This window comes from Synechococcus sp. A15-44, assembly GCF_014280115.1.
Lineage (GTDB): Bacteria > Cyanobacteriota > Cyanobacteriia > PCC-6307 > Cyanobiaceae > Parasynechococcus.
Window position 1 is genome coordinate 1,969,253 of the sequence record NZ_CP047938.1, and the last position, 13,479, is coordinate 1,982,731.

12 protein-coding genes, 2 pseudogenes and 2 riboswitches are annotated in these 13,479 nt (G+C 60.4%); of the genes and pseudogenes, 8 read left to right on the top strand and 6 right to left on the bottom strand.

All coding sequences use genetic code 11. From position 1 onward, the window contains the following. Nucleotides 1-23 precede the first annotated feature (23 nt). Nucleotides 24-308: pseudogene (locus tag SynA1544_RS11005) on the top strand (manganese transporter); the annotation flags it as partial. Here the strand turns inward: SynA1544_RS11005 and SynA1544_RS11010 are convergent. The 3 genes from SynA1544_RS11010 to SynA1544_RS11020 form a co-directional block, all read right to left on the bottom strand. Beyond that, a complete protein-coding gene (locus SynA1544_RS11010; RefSeq protein ID WP_186513613.1) occupies nucleotides 281-2,719 on the bottom strand; it encodes a glycogen/starch/alpha-glucan phosphorylase in 2,439 nt (812 codons plus the stop codon). The pseudogene SynA1544_RS11005 and the gene SynA1544_RS11010 overlap by 28 nt on opposite strands. Before the next feature lie 31 nt (nucleotides 2,720-2,750). Next, a complete protein-coding gene (locus SynA1544_RS11015; protein ID WP_186513614.1) occupies nucleotides 2,751-4,922 on the bottom strand; it encodes a glutamine synthetase III in 2,172 nt (723 codons plus the stop codon). Nucleotides 4,923-5,117: 195 nt separating this feature from the next. Further along, the gene (locus tag SynA1544_RS11020) at nucleotides 5,118-6,050 is read right to left on the bottom strand and encodes an IS481 family transposase (protein ID WP_186512980.1); all 933 of its coding nucleotides are present in this window, start codon (nucleotides 6,048-6,050) and stop codon (nucleotides 5,118-5,120) included. A gap of 519 nt (nucleotides 6,051-6,569) precedes the next feature. Between SynA1544_RS11020 and SynA1544_RS11025 the strand changes: the two genes are divergently transcribed. Then, nucleotides 6,570-6,764 carry a hypothetical protein gene (locus SynA1544_RS11025; protein WP_186515616.1) on the top strand — a complete coding sequence of 65 codons (195 nt, stop codon included), beginning with the start codon at nucleotides 6,570-6,572 and terminating at the stop codon, nucleotides 6,762-6,764. 241 nt (nucleotides 6,765-7,005) lie between these two features. Here the strand turns inward: SynA1544_RS11025 and SynA1544_RS11030 are convergent, their stop codons facing one another. Then, nucleotides 7,006-7,617: a HupE/UreJ family protein gene (locus SynA1544_RS11030; protein WP_186513615.1), complete on the bottom strand. Its 612-nt coding sequence runs from the start codon at nucleotides 7,615-7,617 to the stop codon at nucleotides 7,006-7,008. Between the two features lie 24 nt (nucleotides 7,618-7,641). Beyond that, nucleotides 7,642-7,790: riboswitch (cobalamin riboswitch) on the bottom strand. Between the two features lie 116 nt (nucleotides 7,791-7,906). Here SynA1544_RS11030 and SynA1544_RS11035 point away from each other — a divergent pair. Next, the gene (locus SynA1544_RS11035; protein ID WP_186513617.1) at nucleotides 7,907-8,098 is read left to right on the top strand and encodes a hypothetical protein; all 192 of its coding nucleotides are present in this window, start codon (nucleotides 7,907-7,909) and stop codon (nucleotides 8,096-8,098) included. 16 nt (nucleotides 8,099-8,114) lie between these two features. On the opposite strand, the pseudogene SynA1544_RS11040 reads toward SynA1544_RS11035, so the two are convergent. Together SynA1544_RS11040 and SynA1544_RS11045 are read right to left on the bottom strand one after the other, a co-directional pair. Further along, nucleotides 8,115-8,749: pseudogene (locus SynA1544_RS11040) on the bottom strand (HupE/UreJ family protein). A gap of 6 nt (nucleotides 8,750-8,755) precedes the next feature. Further along, a riboswitch (cobalamin riboswitch) is annotated at nucleotides 8,756-8,905 on the bottom strand. Nucleotides 8,906-9,010: 105 nt separating this feature from the next. Further along, nucleotides 9,011-9,352 carry a c-type cytochrome gene (locus SynA1544_RS11045; RefSeq protein WP_186515561.1) on the bottom strand — a complete coding sequence of 114 codons (342 nt, stop codon included), beginning with the start codon at nucleotides 9,350-9,352 and terminating at the stop codon, nucleotides 9,011-9,013. A 158-nt stretch (nucleotides 9,353-9,510) separates the two neighbouring features. Between SynA1544_RS11045 and SynA1544_RS11050 the strand changes: the two genes are divergently transcribed. The 5 genes from SynA1544_RS11050 to SynA1544_RS11070 all read left to right on the top strand — a co-directional run bounded on the left by SynA1544_RS11050 (nucleotide 9,511) and on the right by SynA1544_RS11070 (nucleotide 13,411). Further along, nucleotides 9,511-9,807: a DUF3721 domain-containing protein gene (locus tag SynA1544_RS11050; RefSeq protein ID WP_255477608.1), complete on the top strand. Its 297-nt coding sequence runs from the start codon at nucleotides 9,511-9,513 to the stop codon at nucleotides 9,805-9,807. A gap of 454 nt (nucleotides 9,808-10,261) precedes the next feature. Continuing rightward, complete coding sequence (locus SynA1544_RS11055) at nucleotides 10,262-10,753, top strand: hypothetical protein (protein WP_186513619.1); 492 nt, start codon at nucleotides 10,262-10,264, stop codon at nucleotides 10,751-10,753. A gap of 347 nt (nucleotides 10,754-11,100) precedes the next feature. Then, complete coding sequence (locus SynA1544_RS11060) at nucleotides 11,101-11,880, top strand: GTP-binding protein (RefSeq protein ID WP_186513625.1); 780 nt, start codon at nucleotides 11,101-11,103, stop codon at nucleotides 11,878-11,880. A 5-nt stretch (nucleotides 11,881-11,885) separates the two neighbouring features. After that, nucleotides 11,886-12,701, top strand: a complete 816-nt coding sequence (locus SynA1544_RS11065) for a metallophosphoesterase (RefSeq protein WP_186513626.1) — start codon at nucleotides 11,886-11,888, stop codon at nucleotides 12,699-12,701. Beyond that, the gene (locus SynA1544_RS11070; RefSeq protein WP_186513627.1) at nucleotides 12,701-13,411 is read left to right on the top strand and encodes a phosphoesterase; all 711 of its coding nucleotides are present in this window, start codon (nucleotides 12,701-12,703) and stop codon (nucleotides 13,409-13,411) included. The genes SynA1544_RS11065 and SynA1544_RS11070 overlap by 1 nt, the downstream gene beginning before the upstream one ends. The last annotated feature ends 68 nt before the right edge of the window (nucleotides 13,412-13,479 follow it).

Consider the following 13,479-nt stretch of genomic DNA (forward strand, 5'->3'; position numbering starts at 1 on the left):
TCGCCCAGGCGCGTGTTTCCTCGGTGGTGTTGCTGGATGAGCCCTTCAACGGGGTGGATGTGCGCACCGAGAAGCTGATGGCTGAGTTGTTTCTTCAGTTCCGCCGCGAGGGGCACACGATCCTGATCTCCACCCATGACCTCAGCCATGTGCGCGATTTCTGTGACCTGGTGGTGTTGATCAACAAGACCGTGCTGGCCTACGGCGAGACCTCGGAGGTGTTCACGCCGGAGAACCTGTCACTTGCCTTCGGCGGGCTCCCCCCGGATCTGCTCACCGGTCACAGTTCCGATGAGCCCCCCGCCTGAGTGAGGCTCTGGGCGGGAAGGTTCCAGATGCGTTCGGCATACTCGCGAATCGCCCGGTCGCTGCTGAAGAAGCCGCAGCGCATCGTGTTGATCACTGAGGACCGGGTCCATTGGTCGGGGTGTTGCCAGACGCGATCCACCTCCTGCTGGCCACGGCTGTAGTCCGCCGCATCGGCGATCACCTGGAAGGGATCGTGATGGCGCAGGTTGTCGAGCAGAGGATGGAACAACTGGCGGTCGCCTTCGCTGAAATGGCCGCTGCCGATCAGGTCCAGGGCCTCATGGAGCGCCGGGTTGCGGCCCAGCCAGTCGCTGGGGTGATAGCCGTTCTGGCGCAGATGTCGCACCTGCTCCGCCGTGTGCCCGAACAGGACAAAGTGTTCAGCACCCACGCGCTCGCGGATCTCCACATTGGCCCCATCGAGGGTGCCGATCGTGAGGGCTCCGTTCAGGGCCATCTTCATGTTGCCCGTGCCTGAGGCCTCCTTGCCCGCGGTGGAGATCTGCTCGGAGAGATCCACGGCTGGATAAACCAGCTGGCCGAGGCTGACGCAGAAGTTGGGCAGAAACACCACCCGCAGTCGGCCGCGCACATCCGGATCCATCGCCACCGTGTCGGCGATGCCAACGATCAGGCGGATGATCAGTTTGGCCATGGCGTAGCCCGGCGCCGCCTTCCCCCCGAAGATCACGGTGCGGGGCGGCAGATCCTCGCCGTTCTTCAGGCGTAGGTAGCGCTGGATCACCTCCAGTGCCGCGAGATGTTGGCGCTTGTATTCGTGAATGCGCTTCACCTGCACATCAAACAACGACCCGGGATCCACCATCACCCCCAGCTGGTCGCGGATGTGGCTGGCGAGCCGCTGCCGGTTGCCCGCACGGATCTGCTGCCAACGTTGCCGAAACGCGGCATCGTCCAGCAGGGGCTCGAGTCTGTGCAGAGCCTCCAGATCCCGTCGCCATTCGGAGCCGATCGCCTCATCTAGCAGCCGGGCCAGGCCTGGATTGGCCAGTGCCATCCAACGGCGGGGCGTCACGCCGTTGGTGACGTTGGTGAAGCGTTCCGGCCATAGGTCTGCGAAGTCGCTGAGCACCTGCTCCCGCAGCAGTCGGCTGTGCAGATCGGCGACACCATTGGTGTGGTGGCTTCCCACCACGGCGAGGTGCGCCATACGCACGCGCCGTTGCGGAGTTTCCTGGATCAGGGAGAGGCGTTCCAGGCGCTCCGGGTCCCCGGGGTAGCGCAGGCGCACCAGGCGCAGGAAGCGCGCATTGATCTCGTAGATGATCTCGAGCTGTCGGGGCAGAAGCCGCTGAAACAGGCTCACGTCCCAGCTTTCCAGGGCTTCCGGCAGCAGGGTGTGGTTGGTGTAGCTAAGGCTGGCGCTGGTGATCGACCATGCCACCTCCCAGTCGAGTTTCTCCTGATCGATCAGGAGACGCATCAATTCGGCCACGGCGATGGCCGGGTGCGTGTCATTCAGCTGAATCGCAAATTTGTCGGCGAAGGCAGTCACCGGCAACCCCTGACCGCGCAGGATGCGCAGCATGTCCTGCAGTGAACAGGACACGAAGAAGATCTGCTGGCTCAGGCGCAGGCGCTTGCCCTGATCCAGCTCATCGTTGGGGTAGAGCACCTTGCTCAGGGTTTCGCTGCGCGTTTTGGCGACCACCGCCCGGGCGTAATCCCCGGCATTGAAGGAGGCGAAGTCGAAATCCTCGGCCGCCATCGCCGACCAGAGGCGCAGGGTGTTCGCCGTGCGCACGCCGTAACCGGTGATCGGCGTGTCGTAGGCCACCCCGATCACGGTGTGCTCGCCGATCTGCACGGGGTAACGCCATTCCGGGCGGATCACCTCCCAGGGATTGCCCTGACGCAACCAGGCATCAGTGCTTTCCTGCTGCCCTTCAGGACCGATCGTTTGGTGGAAGATGCCGAATTCGTAGCGGATGCCGTAGCCGATCGCCGGCAACTCCAGGGTGGCGAGCGACTCCTGGAAACAGGCAGCCAGGCGACCGAGTCCACCGTTGCCGAGCCCTGGCTCCGGTTCGCAGCGCACCAGATCCTGCAGCTCGAGGCCAAACGTGCGGCAAGCCTCCTCCGCCTCGGCGCGCAGCCCAAGGTTGAGCAGGTTGTTCTCCAGGTGGGGGCCGAGCAGATATTCCGCCGACAGATAGGCGGCGGTGCGGACGCCCCGTTGGGTGTAGAGCTCCGCCGTGTGCACCCAGTGGCTCAGCAGCCGGTCACGCACCGCAAGAGAGAGGGCCATGAAATGGTCATGGCGCGTGGCCAGGGAGGGGGATTTCGCCTGACTGAAGAAGAGGTGCCGGCGCATTCCCTCGGCCAGGGAGGTGTCCTCCAGCGTGTCGCCAGGGCGCGGGGCGCCGGCGTTGGCTTCCGATGTCGGCATGGACTGGCTCCAGAAGGGTGCGGGGTTCGACTCAGCGCATGAAGAGCATCTCTTCGTAGGTGGGAAGGGGCCAGAGGTTGTCATCCACTAGCTCTTCCAGGCCATCCACCGCACCGCGCAGTACCTGCATCAGGGGCAGCAGGGTTTCGGCGCAGTAGCGCATCTGGGCGACGGGATCGCTTTCGGGCAGGCTCTTGATCGCCCGCTCGAGGTCGGTGGATCGGCTGCTCACGATGCCGATCCCCTCGGCGATCGTTGCCGGGATCTCCGGTGTGACCGGTTGGCGCAGGTGCTTCTGCTCCAGCATCACTTCCGTGAGCGTGCGTTGATAGGCCATCACCGCCGGCAAAACCTGGGTGCGGGCGAGACGCAACGCCAGCCGGGCCTCCACTTCGATCGCCAGCACGTATTGCTCGGCATAGACCTCAAAGCGGCTTTCGAGCTCCACCGGGCTCAGCACCCCCTGCCGCTCGAACAGCTCGCGGATCTCGGGGCGATGCAGCACAGGCAGGGCATCGGCGGTGGTGCGCAGGTTCTCCAGCCCGCGTTCCTCCACGGCTTTGTGATGCCATTCGCTTGAGTAGCCATCGCCGCCGAACACCACGGCACCGTGATCATCCATGGTGCGTTTGATCACCTGGAAGCCCGCTTCCTCCAGGGAGGAGCCGGCCTTGAGCCCATCCTCCAGCTGGTCGGCCACCCAGACGATCGAATCGGCCAGGATCGTGTTCAGCACCACCAAGGGGCCGGCCACGGACTGGCCGGAGCCAACGGCGCGGAATTCGAAGCGGTTGCCGGTGAAGGCAAAAGGGGAGGTGCGGTTGCGATCGCCCGGATCGCGATTGAGTTCGGGCAGGGTGTCGATCCCCAGCGACATCAGCGCCTTGCTCGCCGAGCCGCTGAGAGAGCCGCTCTGGATCTGGGAGAACACATCCTCGAGCTGGCTGCCGAGATACACCGAAATGATCGCCGGCGGGGCCTCGTTGGCACCGAGGCGGTGATCGTTGCTGGCGGTGGCGATCGCCGTACGCATCAGGGGGCCGAAGCGGTGGACACCCCGGATCACCGCGGCGCAGAAGAGCAGAAACTGCAGGTTCTGATGCGGGGTGTCGCCGGGGTCGAGCAGGTTGCCCTGGGTGGTGTTCCCCACCGACCAGTTCACGTGTTTGCCACTGCCGTTCACGCCCGCAAACGGTTTTTCGTGCAGCAGGCAGGTGAAGCCATGGCGTTTGGCCGTGCTGCGCAGCACGGTCATGATCAGCTGCTGGTGATCGGTCGCCACATTCGCCGCTTCGTGGAACGGCGCGATTTCAAATTGCCCCGGCGCTACCTCGTTGTGACGGGTTTTGGCCGGGATGCCGAGGCGATAGAGCTGTTGCTCCACGTCTTGCATGAACACCTGCACCCGCTCCGGGATCGCCCCGAAATAGTGGTCGTCAAACTGCTGCCCTTTCGCTGGCGGAGCGCCGTAGAGGGTGCGTCCGGCGAGGCGCAGGTCGGGGCGCAGGGCGGCAAAGGCTTCGTCAACCAGGAAATACTCCTGCTCCGCACCGCAGCTGGAATTCACCGGTGCGATCTCGGTTTCGCCCAGCAGCTGCAGAAGCCGGCGCGCCTGCTGATCCATCGCCGCATTGGAGCGCAGCAGGGGTGTTTTTTTGTCGAGAGCTTCCCCGGTCCAGCTCACGAACACGGTGGGAATGCAGAGCGTCACCCCATTCGGTGTGCGCATCAGATAGGCGGGGCTGGTGACATCCCAGGCGGTGTAACCGCGGGCTTCAAAGGTGGAGCGAATGCCGCCATTGGGAAACGACGACCCATCCGGTTCGCCCTGCACCAGAAACTTGCCGGAGAATTCGCTGATCGCCGAACCATCCGATTGCGGTGAAATGAATCCGTCGTGTTTCTCCGCGGTGAGATTGGTGAGCGGGTAAAATACGTGGGCGTAATACAGCGCCCCGTGGGCGGTGGCCCATTCCTTCATCGACTGGGCGACGGCATCGGCCACGGAGAGATCGAGTTTGCTGCCCTGACGGATCGAACGCTGGATCGACTTGAACACGGCCTTGGGCAGGGCACCCTTCATCCGCTCCAGGGTGAACACATCGTCGGCCCAGGTGGTAGCGAGGGGCTGGGAGGCCTCCACGGCAACCGGTTGGCGTTGCTGAATCTGCTGATAAGCCTGAAGGCGCGCAGCTGAGGGCATGGTGTGAGACCCACTCTTGTGATCACACAGAACAAGAGCGCGGTGACGGCTGAATGTGGGTGTTGTTACGGATTCAGAAAGTTTTCCTCTCCGTTGAAAACCTGATTTAGGAGTTCTCAGAAGATCCCAAATCTGGCCAAATCAAAGACCACCACTGGGAAGTGCATCCCTAGGTGTTGTGTCTCACCACGTTGATCAGCGGAGCAGCTCGTTGAGCCGCTGCTGAGGTGATCGGTCGCCGAGTGCTGTGTGCTTCCTGAGACGGTTATAGATCGACAGGTAGCGAGGCAGCCACTGATTGCGTTCCTCTGAGTTCTGGAACGGCATCCCGTAGGCCCATTCCCGGCACAAGGTCTGGATGAACCGTTCGGCTTTGCCGTTGGTCCTCGGGGTGTAGGGCCTGGTGCGGATGTGCTTGAGGCCAAGGGCTTTGCAGGCCTTGGCAAAGCTGCGTGAGACATAGGCGGGGCCGTTGTCAGACATGACCTGCCTGCACTCGACGCCCTGACTGTTGAACCAAGCCAAAACTCGGCTCATAAAGCCAATGGCCGTTGCCTGCTGCTCGTCGGCGAGCACCTCGACGTAAGCAAGCCGTGTGGCGTCATCAATGGCGACGTGGACACGGTCGTAGCCGACGCCAGTAGAGCGGCACTGCTGGCGGTTGCCGGTGATGCGGTGGCCGACCTTTCGAAAGCGGGCGAGCTTTTTGACGTCGATATGGATCAGGTCTCCGGGATGCTCCCGCTCGTAGCGCTGGACTGATGGTTTGGGCTCGAGATTCCGCAGCCGCCCCAGTCCCAGGCGGTTGAGCACCCTGGCCACGGTGGAGAAAGGTGCTGCTAGAAGCCTCGCGATGTGGCGCAGGTGCAGCCGTTGATGACGGAGCTCCACGGCGTGCTGCAGTTGCTGCGGATCGAACGTCCGCCGCTGGGTGCGGCGAACACTGCGTCGATCCGCCAGAGAAGGTGCACCGCCTGAGCGGTAGCGGGCCAGCCACTTGTAGGCACAGCGGAGGCTGATCCCTGCTTCTGCAGCCAGTTCAGCCAGGGGACGACGGTCTTGGAGGTGTTGATTGACGAGCCTGAGCCGGCTCTTCTGTGTCAGCCGGGCATTGGGATGGCTATGCATGGGGCGTGAGGTCTGGGTTGGTGGGTCGCACCTCAACCCGTAACGGCCTCACACCTCATTGGCTACTGAACAACCTGCTGAGACTGAACACCTAGGGAGCTTCCATTGTGCCTCGAAGTCCCTTCCTTGTCATGGGTGAATTTGTGGGGGAACCGGTCGCATAGCAAGGCAGTCAGACTGACTGCGCGGCAATGGATCCCAAGCGAACATGTGGGGGATAAGCATTCCCCAAGCCGACATCGACCATCTCAGGTCCAAGCCATCCATGTCACTCCGCAAGAACTTCGACTCATTCACCTCAGAGCACAAGCTCCGTGATGCTCAGGAGGAATTCACGCACGCCGTTTATCGGTTCCGGGCAGCAGAGGAGGTCAAGGCCCCGAATCTGATCGCCTTGAAGCGAGAAATGGAGTTCTTAGAACGGAAGGTCGAGTACTGCCGGCAATGCGTCTATGCGGGACAACCGGTTGAGGAATACGCCGAATGGTCTGAGCTTCCAGAGCGGTGCCCTAAGCCAGCTTGGGCTTGAAGCTCTGGGCGCTGACGCGGCGAAAGCAGATGGGCTGGATAACTGCACTGTTTATTCAAAAAAATGCCCCTCAACGGGGCGCTTGCTTGCCGACTGCCAATGCGATTGCCCTTGAGCAAGACGGCAAGACCTTTCAGGACAGGGTGAAGGATGCAGTGGTGGAGAAAGTTATGGAGGGCGACTGAGGGATGGCAGGAGAGCAGTTCCGAATCCAAGAACTGAACCCCTTCATGGAATGGCACCTCCCAACCAACCTCTTCCAAGTGTTCCGCTGTCAGGAACAGGAGAACCGTCGGGAGAGGTAGTGGGCACCTATCAAGGTTCGGTTGCCCGTAAGCAATAAAAAAGGCGGCAGGGAATGCCGCCACTGAAGGGGACTAATGCGTCAAAAATGCTGGCGGCACTGGCGATCTCAGCAGTTCAGGGTCATGCCCCAGCGCCACCCGCCAGCAGACCCAACGGACCAAAGGCAAGCAACCCACCGATGGCAAGAAAGGCAACTGCTGCCGCCTTGCTGACCGATGTGGGCAGTTTCTTGAGAAGCAGATAGGAACCGCCGCACACCAGCACTGAACTCAGCAGAGCACCGCTCCACCAGATCAGGGTGCTGCTGTCCTTGGGTGCCTCCAGTCCATGGAGCATGGCGTGAATAGCGATCCCTCCTGCGACCACCACCCCGCTGATGGCGGTGAGGTTGGAGGTCTTGGCGACTTTGCCCGCTACCAGGATCAACGCACCTACCGCTGAGATCGCCAGTGCCGCAAGCACTTCCGCAGAGGTGACGGTGAATCCTGTGAATCCCAAAACAGCACCGATTACTGCCCCGCCCAGTGCCCACAGCAGCAGTTGGGAGGAGATGAAGGACGCAGCAGTGCCAACTGCCATCAGCATTAGCAGGTGATCTAACCCCAGCAGTGGGTGGGTCAGACCGCTAAGAGCACCACCACCAGCAGTGCCATGAGCAAGAGCGGGATGGGTGCCAAGTACCACAGCGGATCCAGCGGTCAGGGCAACCAGGGGGAAAAGGGAACGTTTCATGGAATGCTTCGGTCCTCGCCGAGAACGAATGGGATTGGAGACGGCGAGTGCTCTGACTGAGGGGCGAACCCCATCACAGTTGCGGGACAGCGGCGGACTTGGGGACTCCCTCACCGCACTTTCCTCGTTTTGCCAACCTCTTAGGAGGTGGATCCGTCATCCCCACTTATAACTTTTCTACCGCCCCTAGCCGACTGCCAATGCGATTGCCCCTGAGCAAGACGGCAAGACCTTTCAGGACAGGGTGAAGGATGCAGTGGTGGAGAAAGTTATGGAGGGCGACTGAGGGATGGCAGGAGAGCAGTTCCGAATCCAAGAACTGAACCCCTTCATGGAATGGCACCTCCACACGACAGCAGGATCTTTGGAGGTCGCTTATGCGGAAGCAAAGAGGGTCGGCAGGAAAACCCGAGTGCTGAACAACCTGGATCATCCGGAAAAGAAAAACCCCAGAGGTGATCCCTGGTGTCAGCAGCTGTGAAACGGCGTGCTCGTAATCAATCGATCAGGGCCACCCAGGCAAAGGCCATGCCGATGCCCATCCAGATGCCGGCACCAAGGCGTTGCCCCTAGGCACCGATGCGCTGCAGCAAGGACTGGGACCAGCTGGTCACCACCAGCAGCAGCGCGCCTTGGCCAATCAGCAGGCCCAGGAAATAGGTGAACAGCGGGGTGGGTTCCGCACCAACGATGGTGCTGCCCAGCAGAAAACCATGCAGGGCCACCAGCGGCAGCAACCAACGGGTGGAGGCCACGGTGAGGGCCATCAAACCCTCCACCACCAGGCTGAGGGAGACCATGGCCTCCGCCCAGGGAGCCACGGCATCCGGCAGGGGGATGAACTGGGACAGAACACTGCCGCCCAGGCCTGCAGCCAGCAGAGGAATCACCCAGGCGCGGGGACGTTGCAGGCCAATGAAGGCGATGGCCAGCAGAAACAGGAGATGGTCGGGACCCAGCAGCGGGTGACCAATGCCACTGAGCATCCCTGCAGGGGGGTGAGGGCAGCGCTGTCGCCCATGCCAAAGGGGTGATGGGCATGGGCAGGAGTGAACAGGGAAAGGGTGAGCAATCCCGCAATGGAGATCACACCAGCCCGCAGCATGGGGCTGGCTTTCGTCAATGCATTCATACGATCCGCGTCGTTTGGAATCCTGGCGGGCGTTCTGACTGACGTGGGCGGAGAGCCGACGTTTCACAGCTGCGGGACAGCGGCAGATTTTTACTGCTCTTTCCCCGTTTCCTTCAGCGGCTGATCCCCGCTGAAACCAGAGCACTCACACTACAGATCGCTTCAGCAAGTGATACCAACCAAAAGAAAAGCTCCTGAATGCTGAACAATCAGGAGCACATTTCGAAGATCTTTTCTACAAAAAAACCGAATAGTTGGCAATCAGGCCCAGCCGTTGATCGATTGGGATTCCACGTAGGCGGCTACATCCGCAATGTCATCTGCGCTGAGCTTGGCTCCGAATGCAGGCATGCCGTTTTTGCCGTTGGTCACCTGGTAAGTGATGGCCTCTTCATGGCCTTCGTTGTAGTTGGCGAGGTAAGCCTTGAGATCGTCTTGTTGGAGCGTGCGTTGACCGTTAACAACGTTGCCTCCACCCATATGACATGCAGCGCAGTTGGCAGAGAAGATCTGCTCGCCATGCGCTGCATCAGCAGCGGATGCCATGGATGGGGCAACAAGAGCGATCAAAGCGGCCAGCGCGAGAGAAAAAAGGTGACGCATACATACATAGGTCTCTTGACTCATGATTTTGCGACTGAAGCTCCGCGACGTACAGCAGAGGACAAGATTCTTCAAGGACCGTCGATTCAGGCCATAGAAGCGGCCGGAGCTGAAGGGTGGCCCTGGATTGAACGAGACACGGCATCCCTTTTGCTCCGTTGCTGGAGGCACAACAACCTCTGCGGCGCACTGCTGTCTTCAATTACATAATGAGCGTTGAATTCGACCAACCGATGAAGCGCGCAGCTCTTTGGTTCAGCTCGATCTTGGTGATGTCCGCAGGTTCAGCCTTCGCCAACCCCCACGGTGGTCAGCCGAAACAGGCGATGTTCAAGACCCAGCAGGAGGCAGAGGCAGCAGCTTCAGGCTTCGGATGCAAGGGAGCACATCAAATGGGGTCCATGTGGATGGTCTGCGCCAAACACGAGGAAGCGGAGCAGCACGGACATCACTGATCAACAAGACCTGCGTGGTGGGGAACATTCGCCTCGAAACAGGCTGAAACAACCCCATCCATCACAGAGACGTGTGCATCGAGCCAGCGCTTGAGCGCTGCTCCTGCCCCCTAAGTCACGCGTCGAAGCCGTCCAGGGAGAAAAGCGGGACTGGCTGCTGGAGTTGGGCTGCGCCTTGCAAAAGCGACAGAAACGTGGGTAAGTATCAAGACTTACCTCCTCTGGATGGTCCGATCGGCGCAGGACGAGAAGAACCGGCAGCTCACTATGGGGATCGCCTTTTTGGCAGCAGCCTCTGCGGTCTTGATCGGTTTGGTCTTGAGGCTGGGCTACTGCTGCGAGTGGCTCGGGATGCACCCGAAGCTGGGCTGATCGGCTTCGGTCTTGCCCTCACAACAAGTGGTGGGCAAAAGACCCACGAACCTACAAAATCTCAACAGATATTGATCACCGCATGAAGGTGCTGCAACAGTTCCAGAACCTTCTGATCACGGCGTGTATCGGGCTGCTGTTGGTCTGCGGCGCTAGCCGCGTTGACGCCTGCGTCGAAGGTCTGGCTTGGGGCATGCCGTTCGAACAAGTTGCGATCCATCTGGGTGAAGGCCACGACATGCACGAAAAGCAGGCCGGTCGCTACGTCAAGCGAGATGTTTTTCTGGATCGACTCCCCGTTTCACAGGCCACGTTTGAAGTCGACCCAGAACAAGGGCTGACGAACCTGGCATACGAGTTCGCCATCGATGACATGACGGAGGTGCTTGCGGGCCTGCGCGCTCAACATGGGCCGCCGCTAAGCACGAGCCTTGACCACGACAGCCATAACGACCAGGTCTGGGTCTGGAACACCGGCGAAGACCTGATTACGGCTGTGAAGTCAGACAATGCCGACCAACAGGCCTTTCTGATCTCTTATCGGCCCAGCCGGTTGCGCCCTGAAGTGCTTTGACGCAGCTTCCTTAAAAAACTGAATAAGACCTAAAAGGCAATCTGTACCTTCCCAAGATTCATAAGTTCGAACCCGAAGCATCACCCCCCAAGCTGAAGATTGCAGTTCATCGATGAGATCGAATATTCATCGGGCAGCCCACATCTCCTTAGGATTCACCACCTCGACGCCATGGGCTGCCCTCAGCTCCACAGGTGTTACAGCGAAGAGTTTGCGGCACCTACCAAGGCCATTTTGGTGGACTGAGAGGCTTTTGCGCCAACGCGCCCAGAGGCACAGGGAGAACGGGACAGGGCAGCGACGGCGGCTCATAATGAGAATGATTCTCGGATTTCGAGGAGGTTGCAATGGGCCAGGTGTGCCTGATTTCAGGCCCTCCGGGGTGCGGGAAAACAACTTGGGCGCTCCAAAGGCTTCAGCAGCATCAAGGCCCCTGCGCCTACCTGCGGCTGGAGGGAGAAAAGGCAGCGGGGCTTGAACAGGGAGAAGACAGAGGAATCGACCTGACCTGGCTCAAGGACCAGGTGCCCAGGCTTGAGGAACCGGCAACAGCCAACGCAACGGATCTGAAGCAGGACAACGATGGGCTGACCCTGATCGAAGTGCAGCAGTTCCATCCCCCCAGCAAGGAAGGAGTTGAAGGGCTCGGAGACGACGTTCGCTCCAAGCTGGAGGCCTTGCAGCTGCACCCCGACCAACTCCTGCACTTCGGGCGAGACCCTGAATTGCCTGCAAAGGACACCCTGGAGTTCAGCAAGCTCGAGGCCTGGCACACCTCTCTTTCGGGTTGTGTTTGGGATCCCAACAGCCTGAGCAGCTTTTGGTTTGAACTCGTCAACGGTGCCTACGGCGATGTGTACCGCGCCAAAGGCCTGATGAATCTTCCGGACGGGCGGGCATTTTTCTGCAATTGGATGGTGAGCCAGGAGTCATCCCAGTTCCTTCCCCTGGACGCCACAGCACCGCCGCAGGGTCGCCCTAGTCGAACCTCAGAGCTCGTTGTTCAGGGCAAGGCACTCAACCCTGAAGGCATTCAAGCCACCATCAACGACTGCTTGCTCGCGGATGACGTGCTCGCCATGCAGCAACAACAGCTCCAGCAACAACAACCCACCTCGCAAGGCTGATTGACATGAACCACGCCGTCATCTCCTGCTTGCACGCCAACCTTGCCGCCGTGGAGGCCGTGCTCGACGACATCGACTCCCAGGGCATCCAAACCATCACCTGCCTTGGCGATCTTGTGGGCTACGGACCCCAGCCCAATGAGGTGGTGGAACTTGTGCGTCAGCGCAAGATTCCCACCTGCCAGGGCTGCTGGGACGAGGACATCATTGACGGTCTGAATGCCTGTGAATGCAGCTATCCCTCCCAGCTGGCGGAACGACGAGGTCATCGCGCCCATCACTGGACAGCCGATCTGCTGACGGAGGAGAACAAGGCCTTTCTGGCTGAACTTCCGATGACACTGCGGCGCGACAAGCTGCTGTTTGTGCATGGCAGCCCGAACAGTCAGCACGAATATCTGTTGCCCGACATGAATGCCTTTGCGGCCCTTGAGCGGGTGGAAACAGCAGGGGCGGAAACCTTGTTCTGCGGCCACACCCACCAGCCCTATGTGCGCGAACTACGCCAGGGATCCATTCGGGTGAAGGTGCAACAACGTGATCAAGGTGCACCAACAGAACAGGAGATGGAACTGCCGATGCGGCGGATCGTTAACGCTGGTTCTGTTGGGGAACCGCGTCATGGCAGCACCAAGGCCACCTATGTGATCCATAACGACAACACCGGAGAGGTGACGATTCGTGAGGTCGACTACGACGTCGCCAAAACCTGTCGAGCGATCGTTGATGTGGGCTTACCGGAGGTGTTTGCCTGGAGACTCAGCCACGGCTTCGAATACGCCGAGCGGGCTGAAGACGCCAGCCACGTGTGTGAGCGCTGATGGAACGCTGGGCCCTGGTGAGTGGTCTCGAAGGAGACCTGGATCTGTACGAACAGATTCAGAAGGATCTAAAGCAACAACGGGGTGTTGCCAATCTCTTCGTTCTCGGTGATCTGATCGGATCACAACGCAAGTGCAATGCTCTGCTCGAGCGGCTGAGGCAGCCGAAGCGTGCTGATCTTCAGCCCGACTGCATCTATGGCTGGTGGGAAGAACAGCTTCTGGCGGAGTGTGGCTACCGCGGCGAACGCAAGGCTGAAGGGCTCAGAGCCGAGCAGGGCGAGGCGGCGGTCGGAGAACTTCTCGCTGCGGTGGACGCTGACCATCTCAACTGGCTGGCATCGCTGCAGTTCGGCTTCATCGAACTCGACTGCGCTCTGATTCATGGCAGCTCCGCTGACGTCGGCGACCGGCTAACGGAAGACACTTCAGCCTTGGTACTTCTGGATCGGCTGACGCGGCTGGATGTGAACCGGCTGTTTACGGCGCGCTGTCAGCGTCAGTTCCGACTGGAGCTTTCCGGTGGATCCATCCAATCCCACGTCAAAGACCATGCCGGTGAACAGCAGAGCGAACAGGCTGTGCCCAAACGAAGCGTGATCGGCATTGGCGGAGGGAGGAATTACACCCTCTACGACCCCGCCACAGATCACATCGAATTTCGAATTGCGGGGGAACCTTCCAACGCTTCGGGGAGGGGCTTTGGCTGACTGCCACGTCTCGAGATGTTCTGTCGCAACAACTGCTGAGTGAGTTGCTCGCCTGATCACAGGAACGT

Bases quoted from the DNA above. Each gene is read 5' to 3' on its own strand.
- SynA1544_RS11070 (WP_186513627.1), top strand. From the start codon at position 12,701: ATGGAACGCTGGGCCCTGGTGAGTGGTCTCGAAGGAGACCTGGATCTG.
- SynA1544_RS11020 (WP_186512980.1), bottom strand. From the start codon at position 6,050: ATGCATAGCCATCCCAATGCCCGGCTGACACAGAAGAGCCGGCTCAGG.
- SynA1544_RS11010 (WP_186513613.1), bottom strand. From the start codon at position 2,719: ATGCCGACATCGGAAGCCAACGCCGGCGCCCCGCGCCCTGGCGACACG.
- SynA1544_RS11030 (WP_186513615.1), bottom strand. From the start codon at position 7,617: ATGAAACGTTCCCTTTTCCCCCTGGTTGCCCTGACCGCTGGATCCGCT.
- SynA1544_RS11065 (WP_186513626.1), top strand. From the start codon at position 11,886: ATGAACCACGCCGTCATCTCCTGCTTGCACGCCAACCTTGCCGCCGTG.
- SynA1544_RS11045 (WP_186515561.1), bottom strand. From the start codon at position 9,352: ATGCGTCACCTTTTTTCTCTCGCGCTGGCCGCTTTGATCGCTCTTGTT.
- SynA1544_RS11055 (WP_186513619.1), top strand. From the start codon at position 10,262: ATGAAGGTGCTGCAACAGTTCCAGAACCTTCTGATCACGGCGTGTATC.
- SynA1544_RS11035 (WP_186513617.1), top strand. From the start codon at position 7,907: ATGGCAGGAGAGCAGTTCCGAATCCAAGAACTGAACCCCTTCATGGAA.
- SynA1544_RS11060 (WP_186513625.1), top strand. From the start codon at position 11,101: ATGGGCCAGGTGTGCCTGATTTCAGGCCCTCCGGGGTGCGGGAAAACA.
- SynA1544_RS11015 (WP_186513614.1), bottom strand. From the start codon at position 4,922: ATGCCCTCAGCTGCGCGCCTTCAGGCTTATCAGCAGATTCAGCAACGC.